The sequence below is a fragment of the Arthrobacter sp. CP30 genome (assembly GCF_053470025.1).
On the sequence record NZ_JBQEMM010000002.1, the window covers coordinates 242066 to 260542 of the forward strand.

At 69.6% G+C, this 18477-nt stretch carries 16 protein-coding genes; 12 read left to right on the top strand and 4 right to left on the bottom strand.

The window, feature by feature from the left end:
* The first annotated feature begins 3 nt into the window (after positions 1-3).
* From ACTIMO_RS04475 to ACTIMO_RS04510, 8 genes are all read left to right on the top strand, one after another.
* On the top strand, positions 4-648 hold the full coding sequence (locus tag ACTIMO_RS04475; protein WP_448181701.1) for an amino acid ABC transporter permease: 645 nt from the start codon (positions 4-6) through the stop codon (positions 646-648).
* The gene (locus tag ACTIMO_RS04480; protein WP_448181605.1) at positions 641-1489 is read left to right on the top strand and encodes an amino acid ABC transporter ATP-binding protein; all 849 of its coding nucleotides are present in this window, start codon (positions 641-643) and stop codon (positions 1487-1489) included. Before ACTIMO_RS04475 ends, ACTIMO_RS04480 begins: the two co-directional genes overlap by 8 nt.
* 86 nt (positions 1490-1575) lie before the next feature.
* Positions 1576-3219 carry an alpha-amylase family glycosyl hydrolase gene (locus tag ACTIMO_RS04485; protein WP_448181606.1) on the top strand — a complete coding sequence of 548 codons (1644 nt, stop codon included), beginning with the start codon at positions 1576-1578 and terminating at the stop codon, positions 3217-3219.
* Positions 3220-3592: 373 nt separating this feature from the next.
* Entirely contained in the window at positions 3593-4909 is a 1317-nt protein-coding gene (locus tag ACTIMO_RS04490) for an ABC transporter substrate-binding protein (protein ID WP_055765632.1), read from the top strand.
* Between the two features lie 73 nt (positions 4910-4982).
* Positions 4983-5855: a carbohydrate ABC transporter permease gene (locus ACTIMO_RS04495; protein ID WP_055765629.1), complete on the top strand. Its 873-nt coding sequence runs from the start codon at positions 4983-4985 to the stop codon at positions 5853-5855.
* Positions 5852-6733: a carbohydrate ABC transporter permease gene (locus ACTIMO_RS04500; RefSeq protein ID WP_448181607.1), complete on the top strand. Its 882-nt coding sequence runs from the start codon at positions 5852-5854 to the stop codon at positions 6731-6733. Before ACTIMO_RS04495 ends, ACTIMO_RS04500 begins: the two co-directional genes overlap by 4 nt.
* Positions 6734-6904: 171 nt before the next feature.
* A complete protein-coding gene (locus tag ACTIMO_RS04505; protein WP_157365693.1) occupies positions 6905-7075 on the top strand; it encodes a hypothetical protein in 171 nt (56 codons plus the stop codon).
* Positions 7076-7138: 63 nt separating this feature from the next.
* A complete protein-coding gene (locus ACTIMO_RS04510; protein WP_448181608.1) occupies positions 7139-7834 on the top strand; it encodes a DsbA family oxidoreductase in 696 nt (231 codons plus the stop codon).
* A 22-nt stretch (positions 7835-7856) separates the two neighbouring features.
* Here ACTIMO_RS04510 and ACTIMO_RS04515 read toward each other — a convergent pair whose 3' ends face one another.
* Together ACTIMO_RS04515 and ACTIMO_RS04520 are read right to left on the bottom strand one after the other, a co-directional pair.
* Positions 7857-8141, bottom strand: a complete 285-nt coding sequence (locus tag ACTIMO_RS04515; protein ID WP_055765622.1) for a hypothetical protein — start codon at positions 8139-8141, stop codon at positions 7857-7859.
* A gap of 78 nt (positions 8142-8219) precedes the next feature.
* Positions 8220-9062 carry a metal-dependent hydrolase gene (locus tag ACTIMO_RS04520; RefSeq protein ID WP_055765619.1) on the bottom strand — a complete coding sequence of 281 codons (843 nt, stop codon included), beginning with the start codon at positions 9060-9062 and terminating at the stop codon, positions 8220-8222.
* 218 nt (positions 9063-9280) lie between these two features.
* Between ACTIMO_RS04520 and ACTIMO_RS04525 the strand changes: the two genes are divergently transcribed.
* Positions 9281-10234, top strand: a complete 954-nt coding sequence (locus ACTIMO_RS04525; RefSeq protein ID WP_448181609.1) for an MsnO8 family LLM class oxidoreductase — start codon at positions 9281-9283, stop codon at positions 10232-10234.
* Between the two features lie 14 nt (positions 10235-10248).
* On the opposite strand, the gene ACTIMO_RS04530 is transcribed toward ACTIMO_RS04525, so the two are convergent.
* Positions 10249-10500 carry a hypothetical protein gene (locus ACTIMO_RS04530; RefSeq protein ID WP_055765613.1) on the bottom strand — a complete coding sequence of 84 codons (252 nt, stop codon included), beginning with the start codon at positions 10498-10500 and terminating at the stop codon, positions 10249-10251.
* A 325-nt stretch (positions 10501-10825) separates the two neighbouring features.
* On the opposite strand from ACTIMO_RS04530, the gene ACTIMO_RS04535 reads away from it, so the two are divergent.
* The 3 genes from ACTIMO_RS04535 (at position 10826) to ACTIMO_RS04545 (ending at position 15353) form a co-directional block, all read left to right on the top strand.
* Positions 10826-12118, top strand: a complete 1293-nt coding sequence (locus ACTIMO_RS04535) for a PRC and DUF2382 domain-containing protein (RefSeq protein WP_448181610.1) — start codon at positions 10826-10828, stop codon at positions 12116-12118.
* Positions 12119-12157: 39 nt separating this feature from the next.
* Positions 12158-13291: an aminotransferase class V-fold PLP-dependent enzyme gene (locus ACTIMO_RS04540; protein WP_448181611.1), complete on the top strand. Its 1134-nt coding sequence runs from the start codon at positions 12158-12160 to the stop codon at positions 13289-13291.
* A gap of 229 nt (positions 13292-13520) precedes the next feature.
* Positions 13521-15353: an immune inhibitor A domain-containing protein gene (locus tag ACTIMO_RS04545; protein ID WP_448181612.1), complete on the top strand. Its 1833-nt coding sequence runs from the start codon at positions 13521-13523 to the stop codon at positions 15351-15353.
* Between the two features lie 86 nt (positions 15354-15439).
* On the opposite strand, the gene ACTIMO_RS04550 is transcribed toward ACTIMO_RS04545, so the two are convergent.
* A complete protein-coding gene (locus ACTIMO_RS04550; protein ID WP_055765601.1) occupies positions 15440-18238 on the bottom strand; it encodes a glycoside hydrolase family 3 protein in 2799 nt (932 codons plus the stop codon).
* Between the last annotated feature and the right edge of the window lie 239 nt (positions 18239-18477).

Consider the following 18477-nt stretch of genomic DNA (forward strand, 5'->3'; position numbering starts at 1 on the left):
TTCATCGAGAGCACGCTCAGCTACTTTCCCCGATTACTCGCTGCCGCGCCGATCGTCATCCAGCTCGCGCTGGGGGCGATGGCTCTGGCCCTCGTCCTCGGCCTGCTGGTGGCCCTCGCCCGGATCTCGAAGTCGAGGATCCTTCGGGGCATCGCCCTGGTGTACGTGGAGGTCATGCGCGGCACGCCCCTCCTGGTGCAGCTGGTCTACATCTTCTTCGTGCTCCCCGCTATCGGGGTCAACATCGATCCTGTGCCCGCCGGTATCCTCGGACTGGGCCTGAACTATGCGGCCTACCTGTCCGAGGTGTTCCGCTCGGCCATCCTGTCCGTCGAGGCGGGTCAGACCGAGGCCGCCCTGTCCCTCGGCTACACCCCCGGTAAGGCGCTGTGGAAGGTGGTCCTCCCGCAGTCCTTCATCGTCTCGCTGGGACCGATCGGCAACTACTTCATCGCCATGGTCAAGGACACGGCCCTGACCTCGGTCATCGCGGTGACCGAGATACTGAAGACTGCGAACATCGTCAATGCCCAGACCTTCGAGACCACGCAGGTCTACACTGCCGCGGCCCTGCTGTACCTGCTGATCAGCCTCCCGCTGTCACGTATCGTCAGCGCACTGGAGAAGAGGGCGAGGATCCATGTCTGACGAAGTGATCGTGAGTGTCCGGGACGTCCATAAGACGTTCAGCGTGACCAAGACCCCGGGGATGATGGGACGGCTCCGGGGAGCGCGGAAGGAGGTCAACCGGATCGAGGTCCTCAAAGGCGTGGACCTGGACGTCCACAAGGGGCAGACGGTCGTGATCCTCGGCTCCAGCGGATCCGGTAAAAGTACACTGCTGCGCTGCATGAACAAGCTCGAGACCATCGACAGCGGGCGCATCCTCGTGAACGGCCACATGGTGGGTTACGAGGAGCGCGGCGGGAAGCTGATCGATGAGAAGGCGTCCGTCACAGCACAGAAGCGCACCGACCTCGGCATGGTGTTCCAGCAGTTCAACCTGTTCCTGAACAAGACGGCACTGGGCAATGTGATGGCACCGCTGCAGGACGTGAAGAAGATGTCGCGTCCGGATGCCGAGCAGCACGCGCTCGAGAACCTCGGGAGGGTCGGGTTGCTGGACCGGAAGGACAACTACCCGTCCAAGCTCTCCGGCGGTCAGAAGCAGCGTGTCGCGATCGCCAGGGCGCTGGCCATGGATCCCAGTGTGATGCTCTTCGACGAGCCCACCTCGGCCCTGGACCCGGAACTCGTCGAGGAAGTGCTCGCAGTCATCAAGGCGATTGCCGCGCAGGGCACCACCATGGTGATCGTCACCCACGAGATGCAGTTCGCGAGGGACATCGCCGACATGATCGTGGTGATGGACCAGGGCGTCATCGTGGAGAAGGGGACGCCGAACGAGGTGTTCTTCAGGCCGAAGCATGCCAAGACCTACGCACTCCTCAAGCGGTCCGGTCTGGCAGTGGAGCCGCCCGCTGCATGACCCCCGGATGAAACGGGTGCTGCCGTGGCACTGCCAGGCGATGGCCGCGGTGCGCCGGGGCCGAGGGCATCGTAGGCTCGCATCATGTGCCGAAATCCGCGTCGACCCGTGCCCGCATCCTCGGACGGCGCCCCATGACGGGGACCGACCCGCAGGCGGAGTGGTGGCGGGACGCCGTCGTCTACCAGGTCTATCCGCGCTCCTTCGCCGACCACGACGGCGACGGGGTCGGCGATCTCCCCGGCCTCACCGCCCGCCTGCCGTACATCGCGGACCTCGGCGTCGACGGCCTCTGGATCACCCCCTTCCAGCCGTCGCCGCACGTCGACCAGGGGTACGACGTGAGCGACTACTGCGGCGTGGACCCCCTGTTCGGGACCCTGGCGGACTTCGACGACGTGCTCGACGCCGCCCACGGACTGGGCCTGCGCGTCCTCATGGACATCGCCCCGAACCACTGCTCGTCCGAGCACCCGCTGTTCCAGGCCGCCCTCGCCGCCGGACCCGGCTCACCCGAACGGGACCTCTTCCACTTCGCGGACGGGCCCGACGGGGACACGCCGCCGAACAACTGGGTCTCCTCCTTCGGCGACCGGTCCTGGACGCGTGCGCACCCCGGCTCGGACACCGACCAGCAGTGGTACCTGCACATCTTCTCCTCCGCCCAGCCGGACTGGAACTGGCGGAATCCGGCCGTCGGCGACTTCTTCGAGGACGTCATCCGCTTCTGGTTCGACCGCGGGGTGGACGGCTTGCGGGTGGACGTCGCGCACGGGCTCTTCAAGAGCGAGGGCCTGCCGCACGCCGAGGACCCGGCCGCCGTCGCGCGGGGCCTGCGCTTCAATCCGCACCTCACGGACCAGGAGGAGCTGCACGGGGTCTACCGGCGGTGGCGTGTGATCGCGGACGGATACTCGCCCGCGCGGGTCCTGGTGGGCGAGGTGAACCTCGACGCCGACCGCGCGGCCCGGCTCGTCCGGCCGGACGAGATGCACCAGGCGTTCGCCTACCCCTTCGTCAAGGTGCCCTGGGATGCCGCCACCTGGGCCTCGACCGCCGGCGCGCTCACCGCGGCACACGCCGCCCACGGAGCGGCTCCGGCGTGGTCCGTGGAGAACCACGACGTGGTCCGGGCCGTGACCCGCTACGGCGGCGGGGCGAGGGGGCAGGCCCGGGCACGGGCGGCCCTGCTCACCGTGCTCGCCCTGCCCGGCGGAGCGTACCTGTACCAGGGACAGGAACTGGGCCTGCCGGAGGTCGACGTGCCCGTCGGGGACCGCGTCGACCCGATGTGGCTGCGCGGCGGCATCTCCCGCGACGGCGCCCGCATCCCGCTGCCCTGGACGACGGCGGAGGAGGGGTCCTTCGGCTTCTCGCCGGCGGGGACGGACGCACCCTGGCTGCCCACGCCGTCGTTCTGGGGGAGGTACTCGATCGAGGACCAATGGAAGGACCGGGACTCGATGCTGACCTTCGTGACGACGGCGCTCGCACTGCGGACCTCCCTGGTCGCCGACGGGACGCTGGTCCCCGCGCGGGAGGCCGGCTTCCGGGTGGAGGACGGCGGCCTGCTGGTGTGCGCGCGAGGGGGCCGGTTCCTCGCAGTCATGGCGATGGGGGACCAGCCCGCCCGGCTGCCCGCCGGTGACCTCCTCCTCGCCACGGCGCCCCTGACCGGCGATGGGCTGCTCCCTCCTGACGCCGGCGCCTGGCTGGTGCGCGCGCCCTGACACGCCGGCGTCATCCACCGACGTGTCCGGGACCGGAGTCCTCGGGTCCCCCTACAGCAGGAGTGAGGGTGGGGCAAACGCTGTTCGGGCGTCGGTGCTGCCGCCTACACTCTGAATCAGGTGGAGATCCGTTCGGAACCGCAGGTGTCGCAACCGTTGGGGAGCGACTGATGTTGGGGACGGGACCGGGGATCCACCGCGCCAGGCCATGGCTCCATGGCCACTTCGGGTTCACCTGGTGACCCGCCCACGGCGAGTGTACGCAGCGCGGACAGATCACGTCCTGGCACAACGGCCTGCCGTTGCCCGGGCCACTTCCGCGACCCCACGGGATGCACGATGCGCTTCCCCTCCCGACACCAGAAGAGGACCCATGATGCGAAACCGCACACAGATCCGTACCGGCATCACCGCGATGGTCATCGCCGCCAGCCTCACGTCCCTCACCGCCTGTGGTGCCGGTTCGCGGACCGGGGCCGAGGACGCGACCGCCGTCGAGTGCGACTACACGATGCCCGAGGGCGAGACCACCGTGAACGTGCTCGCCTACAACTCGTCGGCGATCGATCCGTTCACGAACACCATGGTCAAGAGCTGCACACGCGAGAACGTGACGCTCAAGCACGACCCGATCGACTTCAGCGGACAGGTCACCAAGACCACGGCGACGCTCTCCGGCGATACCGGCAGCTACGACATCCTCGAGACCTACGGCTTCGCCGTCCCCGAGATCGCCTCCGCCGGCAGCATCGTCCCGCTGGACGACTTCGTGGCCGAGTACGGGGAGAAGTACGAACTGGACGCCCTGAACGAGGGCATGCGCTCCGCGCTGTCCTACGACGGCAAGCTGTACGCACTGCCGATGCAGGCGCAGATGTACGTCATGGCCTACCGCCAGGACATCTTCGACGAGCTGGACCTCACCGCCCCCGAGAGCTTCGAGGACATGATCGCGGCGGCCGAGGCCATCCGCGAGCAGGGCGACATCGAGTACCCGATCGCCCTCCCCATGAGCGCCACCGCGGACATCTCCACGATCTACCAGGCCGCCATGAACTCGACGGGCACGGACTTCCTCGACGCGGGGGAGCCGCAGTTCACCTCGGACGGCTCGCGCGAGGCGCTCGAAGGCCTGAAGTCGCTCCTGCCGTACATGGACCCGGAGGTCACAACCTTCGACCAGCCGTCGGTCCAGCAGCAGATGTTCAACGGAAATGCGGCCATGGCCATCATGTTCTCGGGGCGCATGAACGACCTCACGCTGGAATCGAACTCGCCCAACTTCGACAAGTTCGGATTCGCCGCTCCGCCGTCGCTCGCCGCCGATGCCCCGTACCTGTTCAGCCGCCTGTCGGTGGACGGGTGGGCGATCCCCGAGAACACGCAGCTCGACAAGGACATGCTCTTCCAGATGATCGCCTCCTCCGTGGGGGAGGACGCCTCGAACGCGTCCGTGCCCGCCGCCTACCCGGCGCGTGAGGGGATCGTCACCGACGAGAGCTCCGCGTACGCGGTCGCCGCCAACGAGACGATCGCGGCCACGATGCCCGCCCCGAACGACCCGTTCAGCGCGCCCGTGACCAACGCGATCCGCCCGGTCCTCGTCGAGGTGCTCCTCGGCCAGACCGAGGTCGAGGACGGCATGCAGGAGATGCAGCGCCTCGCCGAGGAGACCGTCTCGGGAAGCTGACGCCTCCGGGAGTGAGCGCCCCACCGGCGCTCACTCCCTCGTTCCTTGTCTCTTCCGAAGCCAGGAGTACCTTGTGCGTCGTCGTGAATTCGCCAGCTTCATCGGCCCCAGCCTGCTCGTCATGGTGGGCCTGCTCGTCCTCCCCCTGATCCGCACCGTCCAGTGGAGCTTCCAGGAGGTCAACTACGGACAGGCGGGCACCTTCATCGGCCTGTCCAACTACACGCAGGCCCTCGGCGACCCCCGGTTCGGCCGCGCCGTCTTCTTCACCCTCCTGCTCACCGCCATCGTCACGGCGCTCATCCTGGTCGTCGGCTACCTCGTGGCCATCGGCGTCAACGGTCTGGGGAAGCTCCGCCCCTACATCCTCGGTTCCATGCTCGTGGCCTATGTGCTTCCCGGCGTCGTCGGGGCGGTGAGCTTCTCGTGGCTCTTCAACTCGAACTTCGGCGGGGTGCTGAACCTCGTGATCGAGCGGCTGACCGGGCAGGAACTCCTGTGGTTCACCGACACCTGGCCCAACCGCGTCATGATCATCGCGCACACCGTCTGGCACCTGCTGCCGTTCTCGGTGCTCATGATCCTCGCCGGCCTCCAGGGCGTGCCGAAGGAACTGCGGGAGGCCGCCAGGATCGACGGCGCCAATGCGCTGAAGATGCACCTCTGGGTGATCATCCCGACCATGCGCGGCATCATCGGCTTCGTCTGCCTGATCACCATCATGGACGTGCTCCGCACCTTCGACAGCCTGATCCCGCTCTCGCCCCAGGCGGATGCGATCGGCAACGAATCCATCATGTTCTATGTCTTCGACAATGCGTTCCGGGACGGCTCGCAGCAGCTGGGACTCGGCAGTGCGGTCAACGTGCTCTCGATCCTCCTCATCCTGATCTGCCTCTTCCCCTTCATCCGGGACCTCCTCAAGGAAGCGAAGGCCAAAGCATGATCCCCAGTACCGCCACCGCACCGGCCACGAAGGTCGTGGGGCCGGCCCCGAAGCGCCGCCGCCGACGGACGAACCCGACCGCCGCCATCCTGCTGATCCTGCTGGCCGTCCTCATGCTGGCGCCCTTCATCTGGACGGCGCTGTCGGTCACCAAGCCCACCGACGTCGCCTTCGCGAACCCGCCGGTACTCAGCGGCTACACGCCCACCCTCGAGGCGTTCAAGAACCTGTGGGAGACCACGTACTTCGCGGAGTACCTGGTCAACACCGCCGTGGTGGCGGTCATCTCCACGGTCGTCGCCCTGGTGCTGGGTATCCCCGCCGCCTACGCGCTCTCCCGCTTCCCCGGGTACGTCTCGGCGATCCTGCTGCTCCTCGCCCTGGTCTTCAGGTCCCTGCCGCGCTTCGCCGTGGTACTGCCCATGTACGACATCAGCCGGGCGCTCGGGATCTACGACACCAATTTCGCGCTGGCCGCAGCGCTCGTGGCCATCAACCAGCCCTTCAGCATCTGGCTGCTCCGCAATTTCTTCGCCGAGATCCCCAAGGAACTGGACGAGGCAGCGATGATCGACGGCTGCACCCGGTGGGGCACGCTGCGCCGCATCATGATCCCGCTGATGCGACCGGGCATCCTCACCGCCGGTGTCTTCGTCTTCCTCTTCGCCTTCCAGGAGTACCTCACGGCGCTGGTGCTCACCGACACTGCCTCCAAGACGGTGCCGGTCTTCATCACCACCCAGCTGGGCCAGACCCTCCCCATGCTCCAGCAGGCAGGCGCGGCAGCCATGCTCCTGACCCTTCCGGTGATCGCCATCTCCTTCATCGCCCAGAAGTACCTCGTCGCCGGGCTGAGTGACGGCTCCGTGAAGGGCTAGGCGGACCGCTTCGGCACGTGCTGGCGGCGGCGGCCGGTTCTGCCCCCGTCATTCGGGGGATCCACGTCGGCGATCCACGCCGGCGGTTGCTGGCCCCTTCGGTGCGGGACGGGTAAACTGCTAAGCCACCTGATGATTTCGGGTGTGAGGCGCACGACCGAAGGAGATCCGATGGGTATCAGCACTATGGTCAAGAATGCAGCGAGCCGCTACCTCGGCCGGTCCGGCACCGGCACGACGTCGGGCCGACCCGCCGGAGGCGTGTCCGGCGGACGGCGCGGAACACCGGTGCCGTCCGGTAAGGCCGGCGGAATCCTCCGCAACCTCCTCAACCGGCGGTAGCACCGGTGCTCGGGCCCCGACCCCCGGGGAATAGGGCCCGAGCCCGTCGCGGTTGTCCCCGGTATGAAGATCGAGATCTGGTCCGACGTCAAGTGTCCGTGGTGCTTCGTGGGCAAGCGCCGTTTCGAGAAGGCCCTCGCCGACTTCCCGCACAGGGACGGCGTGGAGGTGACCTGGAAGAGCTACCAGCTCGATCCGGACCTCCCCGACCACTACGACGGCACGGAGCAGCAGTACCTCGCGGAGCGCAAGGGGATCGATCCGGACCAGGTCCGGAAGATGTGGCAGCACCTCGCCCAGCAGGCGGAGGGCGAAGGCCTCGCCTTAGACTTCGACCGGATCGTGGTGGGGAACAGCTTCACCGCCCACCGATTCCTGCATCTCGCCAAAGCCCACGGCCTGGGCGATGCCGCCAAGGAGGCCGTCATGTCCGCGCACTTCGAACAGGGCCTCGACACGTCCGACGTCGATGTCCTGGTCCCGCTCGGCGCGGGGATCGGGCTGGCGGAGGACGAGATCCGGTCCACTGTCGGCGGGGACCGATTCGCCGAGGACGTCCGCCGCGACATCGAGGAAGCGCGCACCATCGGCGTCCAGGGCGTCCCGTTCTTCGTCATCGACCGGAAGTACGGTATTTCCGGAGCCCAGCCCACCGAGCTGTTCCGGCAGGCCCTGGATCAGGCCTGGCAGGAGGCGCATCCGCTGGTGTCGCTGACGCCGTCGGCCGACGGACCGGCCTGCGGCCCCGACGGGTGCTGAACAGCCGGCGCCGCCCGCCACATCACGTCGATCTGCCCTCGTCGGACGCCTGACCGGATCGGGCCCCGGCGCGATCACGGCGGGACGGCGAGATGACGACGGGTATCCCACTCGCCATCTTCCTCAGTTCCTCCTGCACGCGGTCCATCTCGCGCCGCCGCTGGACCTGCACCTCGTCCGGGTCCAACGGGCGGCGTCGCGGTGCGGCGGGTGGCTCCCGTCCGTCGTCGTCCTGCTCCGGCAGGTTCTCCTCCGGCCGTCGGCCCTCGCCCTGCAGGGGGTCGAAGAACAATCCGTTGCGCTCCATGGTCCTCCTTGCGCTCTCTGCTCGGACCCGACGGTATCCCGGTCGTGTTTCCAGCTGTTTTCGAACGCCCGGCAGCGGTCAGCCGAGGCCCGACGCGCGGGTGATCACGCCGCCGTCGCCGATCCGCGTCACGGCCCACCCGATGCCGCCGACGGCGTAGAGCGAGACCGGAACCAGCAGGCACCACTCGCGGATCGAACCCGCGTTGCCGAGCAGGGGCACGGCGATGTTGCCGTTCGGCCGCCACACCTGCGCGATCACCGGAACGCCGGTGAGGCGTCGTGGTCTCCGCAGCCGCAGGGGGTAGACCGGATTGCAGCCGCCGGTCGTCAGCATGTCGCCGAGGATGTGCACCACGACCCCGATGCCCACGGACAGCGGGAACCAGAACTGCTCCTCCGGGGCGAACGCCGTGACGAAGGCCCCGGCCGTCAGCCCGACGGCCCAGGGTGATCTCCGCATGCCGTCCGGGATGATCTTCAGTGCCTTCGCCGCGAAGGAGACGAGCAGGACAGTGAGCAGCCCGGCGCCCGGGTAGACGGTACCGAACCGGGCGGTCTCCACCGTCCAGAGGCCGGCGAGGAAGGCGACGGCGACGAAGGCTGCCACACCGAGCAGCGAATGGGTGCCGCGGCGGTGGCCGCCCGAGATCATGCCGACGCCGGCGCAGAAGAGGTTGGACAGCGGCGGGAGTGAGTGGGCGATCGTGGCGCTGTGGTGGTCGGCGTCCGGCAGGAGGGCCGCGCCCGCCGTGACGAGCGCTCCGGTGACCACGCCGACCGGGCTGACATCCAGCAGCCCGAGGCCGAGGGTCACCGAGTCGGGGAGGGCCGGGACGAGCAGGGCCGGGTGGACCTCGATCCGGGTGGTGGCAGCGACCCAGGCGGCAGCGCCGCAGGCAGCATGGTGGGCGCCCATCATGGCGGGAGTCCTTTCGGCAGAGACCACGCCGGCGCGGGATGGCGGCCGGCGGCGATCTCCCATCCTGCCCGGTGGCACGGTCATTATCCGCAGCGGTCTCCCGGGGTGCACCTCCCGGACGCACCGGCCCGCTGCCGACGGACGGCGTGACGCGCCACGCACGGAATGGGGCCGGGACGCCCGTGGTTCCCACCGGTATGCCCCTCCCCTTCGCTGCCGTGTCCATCCTGGACCGAGCGCAGTCACGCCAAGGCTCGCCCGAGGCGGAGAGCCTGCACCACGTGATCGCGCGTGCGCAACGCGCCGAGGAGCTGGGCTACCGGCGGTTCTGGGTGGCGGAGCACCACGGCGTACCGGGGATCGCCGGATCGGCGCCCGCCGTTCTCGCCGCAGCAGTGGCATCGAGGACATCGACGATCCGTGTGGGGAGCGGCGGCATCATGCTGCCCAATCACCAACCGCTGGTCGTCGCCGAGCAGGCTGCCACGCTGGGTGCGCTGTTCGGGGGCCGCTTCGACCTGGGGATCGGGCGATCGCTCGGGTTCACGCAGGCCGTGCGGTCGGCGCTTCGGACGGGCAAGGACGAGTCCGCCCGGTTCGGCGAGGACGTCGACGATCTGCTCGCCTTCCTCGACGGTTCGGCACCGGTCACCGCCAGGCCCGCGGACGCGGGGCGGACACCGGTGTTCGTGCTCGCGACCGGGCACGGCGTGGAGGTCGCCGCGCGGGCCGGTCTGGCCGTCGTCGTGGGTGGTCCCGCGCTCGCCGAGGAGGCCGGTGGCGCCTTGGAGCTGTACCGCGAGTCCTTCCGGCCTTCCCGCTGGTGGGGCCGGCCGTACGTCCTCGCGTCCCTGAACGTCGCCGTCGCGGAGACGACGGCGGCGGCACGGCGGCTCCTGCTGCCGGAGGCGCGGGCCCTGGCCTCCTCGCGGACGAGGGGCTCGTTCCCGCCGCTTCGGGCCGAGACGGGGGAGGGCCTGACGGATCGTGAATCCGGGTACGTCGAGGAGTCGCTCCGCTCGGCCGTCCACGGCACGCCATCCGAGGTGGAGCGTGCCCTCGCCGATCTGCAGGCGCGTACCGGGGCGGACGAACTGCTGGTCAGTGGCGGCGCCTACGACCTCGAGGGCCGGGCGCGCTCGGACGAACTCCTGGCGGACCTGTTCCGCTGAAGTGCCGGGCCGGTTCAGCCCGCGTAGGTGTAGGTGCCCCCGCGCTGTACCGACGGGAGGGCGGAGGACACGTAGGTACCCCGCTGCAGGGGACGGGCCTGGCTGCTGGCTCCGGCTGCGGTCGAGACGTAGGTGCCCTCCGTGCCGGGCCGCGGCATCGAGCCGGTGACGTAGGAACCACCCGGCAGGTCCGAGGCACCTGCTGCCGGCTGGTGGATGGTTGCGGCGGAGTGGCGGGCGTAGCGGGGGCGGTCGATGATCGTCATGGGTGCATCCTCACGTCGGGGGGGGCCGCCCGGGGGTGTCGGGCAGGCTGATTCAGGGCACGGCACAGCACGGGGAGTGCATCGGGGAGGACCCGCGGCGTCCTGGCTGCGGCCGTTCTCTCAGGCTAGTTCTTATTATGAGTTACTCAAAATAAACCGGGCGTACGATGCATCACACGTGGCGGGCAGTGCCGCCCGGCAGTGCCGCTCAGGGTGCGCTGACTGCCCGGGTAATTAGTAAGCATGCTTGCTATATCCTGCCGGACGGCCCTACCCTGAGGTTCAGCCGCCCCTTCGGTGGCCGCTCCCGACGACAGGACTCCGCATGCTCTCGATGACCGACCTCGATCCGTTGATCCGACGCCGCAGCGCAGTGCTGTCGGGTGACGGCGACAGGGTGGGCTCGATCGGTGTCGTCTACCTCGACGACGCCGACGAACGGCCCAGCTGGGTGACCGTGCACACGGGACTCTTCGGCACGCGGGAGTCCTTCGTGCCGCTGGAGGGGGCGTCGGTGCAGGGCCAGAAGCTCGTGGTCGCCTACCCGCGCGATCTCATCAGGCATGCTCCGTCGATCGATCGGGACGGCCATCTCGGTCCCGAGGACGAGGCCGAGCTGTACCGGCACTACGGTCTGGATCGGGTCGCGCCGCCCGCGACGTCGTCGGCCCCGACCACTCCGGCGGTGACGCTGCAGCCGGAGGGCCCGGCTGTTCCCGGCGACGGCGGAATGCGCATGCCCGACGACGGCGGTACGCGACCGCTCGACGACGGCCGCACGCGCGCGCTCGGCGCCGCAGGAACAGGCCCGCAGGACGCGGTCGGCACACGCGTCTCCGACGACGGCGGTACGCGACCGCTCGACGACGGCCGCACGCGCGCGCTCGGCGCCGCAGGAACAGGCCCGCAGGACGCTGTCGGCACACGCGTCTCCGACGACGGCGGTACGCGACCGCTCGACGACGGCCGCACGCGCGCGCTCGGCGCTGCAGGAACAGGCTCAGAGGACGCGGTCGGCACCCGCATACCCGACGGGGGCGCACCGCAGACCCACGACGAGGGCGGCACCCCGTGGGTCGTCCGGTCCGAGGAGCGGCTCCGTGTGGGCACCGAGCGGGTCGACGCTGCCCGTGTGCGCCTGCGGAAGTACGTCGTCACCGAAGAGGCCATGGTGAGCGTTCCCCTGAAGCGCGAGGAGTTGCGGATCGAGGTGGAGCCCGTCACGTCGGCCTCGAACCTCGACGGTGACGACGCACCGTTCCAGGAGCAGTCCGTAGAACTCGTGGCGCGGGAGGAAGTCGCCATCGTGGGCAAGGAGACGGTGGCCCTCGAACGCGTGCGGATGAGAACGGTCGAGGTGGACGGCAGGGCGACGGTGCGTGAGGAGGTCCGCAAGGAGCGGATCGCCAGCGCTGTCGCCGGCATTGTCTCTGGCGCTGTCTCAGGCAGCGCCGTGGGCAGCACCGGTGGCATCGATGCCGCTGACGTCGGCGACGCGTCGACCACCCGAGGGCGCACCTCCTCGACCCGCGGCCGCGGCCGGACGGATCCAGGGAGCCCGTCGACCACCGGATCAAGGGCGAACCCGCTCATGAAGGGCGGGAAGAGGCGGCGCTGACCGGGGCGCTGATCGCTGGGCGACCGTAGGGTTGGCAGCATGGGAGACACCGGGAACGACGCCGCAGCCTTCGCCGACTATCAGGCCGACTTCTCCGAGGCGCCCGGGTACCTGAACTTCGCCAGCTACGGTCCGCCGTCGGGCCGGGTCACGGACCGCGTGGCGCACCTGCTGCAGACCGCCGGTGACGGCGACGCGGGCGCAGCGGACCAGCTGCACGGTGAGGACCTGCGGGCCCGGTCCGCGTTCGCGAGGCTCACCGGTTTCCCCCTCGAGCAGGTGGGGCTGACGGGCAGCACGTCGCTCGGACTGTTCCAGGTGGCCTTCGGCCTGACCGGCGGCACGGTGCTGGTCGGCGCCGGCGAGTTCCCGTCCAACATGTACCCCTGGTTGCGCACCAGCGATGCCGGCCGGGCCCGCGTCGAGCTCATCGGCGAACCCGGGACGCAGATGACGCCGGACGTCGTCGCGCGCGGACTGACCGACGACACCGTGGCGGTGAGCGTCAGCGCCGTCGACTTCCGGACCGGCTACCGCGCGGATCTCCCCGGCATCCGGGACGTGATCGGCCCTGATCGGCTCCTCGTCGTCGACGGAATCCAGGGATTCGGCGTCGTGGACAACGCCTGGACGCTCGCCGACGTCCTGATCGCCGGCGCCCAGAAATGGGTCCGCGGCGCCTGGGGCGTGGCCGGGATCGCCGTGTCGCAGCGGGGCGTGGAGCGGATCGAACCGCTGCTCACCGGCTGGACGGGCGTCACCGAGTCGCGACGGTACGACGGCGAGGAGCACCCGCCGCTGCCGGGTGCCGGGCGGTTCTCGATCTCGAACCTCTCGCCCTACGCGAGCGGCGCCTTCGCGGAAGCCCTCGAGCTGATCGAGTCCGTGGGTGTGCCCGCGATCGAGGGCATCGTGTCGACGCACGCGCAGGCGCTCATCGCGCAGTTGGACGACGCCGGCGTGCCGGTCCTCTCGCCGCGCGACCGTGCGGAGCGGGCGGGCATCGTGGTGGCGCAGGTCCCCGGCCGCGCTGCCGAGGCGCAGGCCGCCCTCACGGCCGCGGGCATCTCGACGACGGTCCACGGCGAGGACCGGATCCGCCTCTCCGTGCACGCGACCACCCGCTCCGAGGTGTTCGGCGAGGCGGCCGGAGTGCTCGCGTCCTTCAGGTAGGCGGGCGCCTTCCGCCACCCGGTCGGCGCGGCACTATACGTCGACTCGCCCTCCTCCGCCAGAGGGGGACACGCCGATGGTTCACAATGGGCAACGATCTTCCGAAGTGTCCTGGCGCGGTGCTAGCGTGCCCAGCAGAACGTGTGACCTAGGCAACATGTTCTGCCACACCAGGTACTCAGCCTGCAGATGCAACACACCAGCTGGGACATTTCATGAAGGAGAACCCTTGAATTCCATTCCTCGTACCCGGAGGCTGCGGTGCGCGATGGCGCTCGCCGTGACCAGCGCCGTCGTCCTCGCCCCGGTGAGCGCGCAGGCCACCGCCGGTGCCACAACGGACGCACCGACCGTGACGTCGTCGTCCTTCACCTCCTCGCCCACCGTCGACGGCGCTGCCGAGAAGCTCCACGACCGTTCCGACCCCGCGGCGGAGGAGCGCCGCGACCGCAACCAGCAGGGCGTGGCGAAGGTCATCTCCGGTGCGGCGAAGGTCGAGGACCGCGGAGGGTCCAGGGCGGTCAAGGTGGCCCCCGGCCAGTGGGCGCAGTACGGACTGCAGGACAGCGACCAGATCCTCTCCTTCCTCGTCCAGTTCGGCGACACGGTGGACCCCCGCTTCCCCGCCTCGACCGCCGGCCCCGTCAGCGGCGCCATCAAGGAGCCCGACCGCGCGGTGGACAACTCCACCTACTGGTCCGGCACCTTCGACCGCGAGCACTACCTCGACATGTTCTTCAGCGAGGAGGGCGAATCGCTGAAGGGCGTCTACGAGGAGATGTCGAGCGGCCGCTACACGGTCGACGGCGACGTCAGCGACTGGGTGACCGTCCCCTACACCTCGGCGAGCTACGGCGAGACCGAGAGCCAGGCCGACATGACGCGCTTCGTGCAGGACACCGCGGACGCCTGGTACGACGCCCGGATCGCCGACGGCACGACGCCGGCGGAGATCGACGCCTACCTCGCGACCTTCGACCAGTGGGACCGCTACGACTTCGACAAGGACGGCGACTTCGACGAGGCCGACGGCTATATCGACCACTTCCAGGCCATCCACGCCGGCGAGGGCGAGGAGGCCGGGGCGGCGTCGTCGGCCATCTGGTCCCACCGCTGGTCCGTGGGCCAGGCGGGACGCGGCACGGCCGGCCCGGCAGCCAACCCCTTCGGTGGCATCAGGATCGGTGATTCGGACGTCTGGATCCGCGACTACACCACCGAGCCCGAGAACGGCGGCCTCGGCGTCTTCGCGCACGAGTACGGACACGACCTCGGCCTTCCCGATCTGTACGACACGAGCGGTGGCGAGAACGGCACGGGCTTCTGGACCCTCATGAGCTCCGGCTCCTGGCTCGGCCACGGTGACGGCTCCATCGGCACCACCCCGAACCACATGGGCGCCTGGGAGAAGCTGCAGCTCGGCTGGCTGGACTACGACGTGGCCACGGCCGGTGTGAAGTCGACCCACAAGATCGGGCCGTCCTTCCACGCCACGAAGGCCCCGCAGGCCGTCGTCGTGAACCTGCCGAAGGACGCCGTCGGCAAGGACCGCTTCTACATCGCCGAGAACCGGGTCTACGCCGGCTACGACGCGACGCTGGCCACCGGTCCGTACAACTTCGGCTGGGGCGTCACCGCCCCCGACACCGTGGAGCACTACGCGTACCAGGACGGCCTGAGCATCACCTACTGGAACACCGCGCAGAGCAACAACAACACGCGCCAGCACCCCGGGGCCGGCCTGGCACTCCCGGTCGATGCGCATCCCAGGGCGCTCACCTGGTCGGACGGCACCGTGGTCCGCAACCGCATCCAGAGCTTCGACGCCACCTTCGGCAAGCAGGCCACGGACGCGCTGAGCCTGCACCGCGAGACCGCAGCGGGCTCGAGCACGGTCACGGCTCCGTCGCAGCCCGGCGTCGCCGTCTTCGACGACACCGACCCGAACGCCTACTACGACGTCACGAACCCGCAGGGGTCCGTCGTCGTCGCCGGGACGGGGACGAAGATCGAGGTCGTGCAGTCCAACCCGACAGGCATGCTGACCCTGCAGGTCCGCTAGTCCGCCGCGGGCACCCGCCCGCACGCACGGAAGGAGCCGGGACACGCGTCCCGGCTCCTTCCGTGTGCGGACGTGGCGCCGCGCTGTCAGCGGATGCTGGCGGTACCCTGCAGCGTGGCCTCCGCGGAGGACGTGCCGACGTAGACCGGGACATTGCCGGTCGGCGTCACCCAGGCGTCGGTCGCCGAATCCCAGGAGGAGAACGCACGCGGGTCGAGATCGATCGTGACCTTGGACGTCCGTCCGGCCGGAACGTCCACCTTCGCGAAGCCGGCGAGCTGACGTGCCGGCGTGGCGACCGCCGTCGTCGGGAGCGAGCCGACGTAGACCTGCACGGTCTCCCTGCCGGCGCGGGCGCCGGTGTTGGCGACGTCGACGGTGACCTTGACGTTCGCCGTGCCGCCGTTCTTCACGGGCTTGCCCGAGGAATTCACCTTGAGCTTCGAGTACCCGAAGTCGGTGTAGCTCAGGCCGTGACCGAAGGCGAACTGCGGGGTGATGCCTGCGGCGAGGTAACCGCGGTAGCCGATGTTCACGTCGTCGGCGAAGGAGGCCGTCCTGCCGATACCCGGGAAGAGGGCCGGCGCGGCCGTCGGAGTCGCGGCGTCTCCGGTGGCGAAGGTGACCGGCAGCTTGCCGGACGGGTTGACGTCCCCGAAGAGGACGCGCGCGATCGCCGCGCCCTGCTCCTGGCCGCCGTACCAGGCCTCGAGCACCGACGGCACGCGGTCGAGCCACGGCATGGTGACCGAACCGGCGGTCGTCAGGACGACGACGGTGCGCGGATTCGCGGCCGAGACGGCGTCGATCAGGGCATCCTGCTCGTTGGCGAGCGTCAGCGTGTTCTTGTCGCGGCCCTCGCCCACGTAGTCCCGGGCGAAGACGACGGCGACGTCCGATGCCTCGGCGGCAGCGACGGCCTCCGCGACCGCCGGGGTCACCACGTCCTCCGGGTGCTCCCAGGTCATGACGAGGTCGGCGGCGGATTCCTGGTCGGGATCACTCGCGTTGTTGGAGTACTCGACGCGCAGGTCGCGGGCTTCGCCCGCGTCGAGCTGCAGTGCGAGGCTGGAATCAGTGCGGACGGCGTGGGGATCGGAGGCATCGATGACCTCTTCGCCGTCCAGGAACAGCCGCGCGCTGCCGAAGCCGGTCAGCGAGAGGGTGTACTCGCCGGTGGCGGGAGCCGTGATGGTGCCGGACCAGCGTGCGGTCAGCGGGCCGCCGAACGGGTAGCCCGGGATCTTCGGGACCGACGAGCCGTACAGCCCGTCGAGGGCGAGGAACCCGGCGCTCATGGCGACCTGGTCCTCGACGCGTGTCACCGTCGGAGTGCCCGCCGTGTCGGCGCCGTTGAACCAGTACTCGGCTGTGATGCCGGTCGCCGTCGGCTGACCTGCAGGCGCGAGGACGGAGGACGGGACCGCCGCACCGCTGAGCGAGTGCGCCGGGCCAACTGCGTCGGTGCCCTCGGCGTAGGTGACCTCGACGCCGGCGCCGGCACGGGCCGTGAGCGCGTCGAGGGGGGTGGAGGTGCTGGTCGGCTTCACCACGGAGCTGCCGCCCCCGGTGGCGAGGGCGTCCGCGTCCGCCCCGATGACTGCCAGGGAGGAGATCGAGGCGGCGTCGATCGGGAGGGCGGCCGACGGCGAACCGGCCGGGGCGTCGTTCTTCAGCAGGACGGCGGAGCTCTCGGCCACCTCGCGTGCGACGGCGTTGCCGGCCGCGACGTCGATCGGCGTGACCGCGACCGGGGTGTCGAAGCTGCCGAACTCGAACATGGTGCGGAGGATGCGGTGCACCTTGTCGTCGATCGTGGCAGTGCTGACCTCGCCCCGGTTCACGGCGTCGATGAGCGGTTGCCCGAAGTACACGGCGGCCGGGAATTCGACATCGAGCCCGGCGTTGGCGGCGTCGACCGTGCTGTGGGTTGCGCCGTAGTCCGTCTGGATGAAGCCCTTGAAGCCGTAGTCCTCCTTGAGGATGTCGAAGACCTCGGAGCTCTCGCAGGCGTAGACGTCGTTGACCTTGTTGAACGAGCACATGGCGGACCCGACGCCGGCCTTGATGGCGGCTTCGATGGGCGCGAGGTACACCTCGCGCAGGGCCCGCTCACTGATGGCGACGTTGCCACCGGCCAGACGCGACTCCTCCTGCGAGTAGGCGGCAGGGTGTTTGACGGTCGCGACGACGTCGTGCGCCTGGACGGCCTTGACCTGGGCCTCGAGGAGACGCGAGGTCAGGCGGGGATCCTCGCCCAGGCTCTCGAAGGCGCGCCCCCAGCGGGCGTCGCGCACGAGGTCACCGGTAGGACCGAGCAGTCCGTTCTGGCCGGATGCACGCGTCTCCGCGCCGAGGATGTCCCCGTACTCGGCGGCCAGTGAGGTGTCCCAGGTCGCACCGAGGGCGAGTGGTGCAGGGAGGGCCGTGGCCCTGCCGTCATTGGTGTCCTGGTTCGTGACGCGGACGCCCGCTCCGGCGTCGGTCAGGAGCAGGGCGGGGATGCCGAGCCGCTCGAGCGGCGCGATGTAGAACGCGGTCTCGCCACTGAACTCGCCGTGCAGGCGCGAGACCTTCTCCTCGAGCGTCATCTGGGCGAGGAGGAGGTCTGCCCGGCTGTCCGAGGAGAGCCGGGTGTTCATCCAGGCTCCGTCGACCGGTGCGACGGTGGTCTTGCGGCCCGACCCGTTGCGCAGGGCCTTCTCGCGGGCGTCCTGCTGGGCTCCGCGGCCGGCGCCGTTGTTGTTCTCCGACCGCGAGGGGGAGTCTGCGGGTGGTGCGGCTACGGCGGGGAGCCCGACGCCGGCGGTGACGGCGAGGGCCAGGGCGCCGGACGTGACGGCGAGGGCCGTCCGGTTGCGGCGCGTGAGTGTCTTCGTGATCAAGGTGTTCCTCTTGCGTGGTGCGGATGGGAGGACCTGGCGGAGAAACGCACCACGGGCGGAGGCTCCTGAGCCGCCATGCACCACGGGTGTCCCTGCACCACGGCGGGCAGAAAGAAAACCAAGTCTCCTTAGATTCTGGTTCACAGGGACTTCTCGGAAACGGCGCTCGTCTACCCGAAATATGCCGCCGGCACTCTAGTCTGCAAGCAGCACTACCCGATGAACCGGTTCAGGTTGCA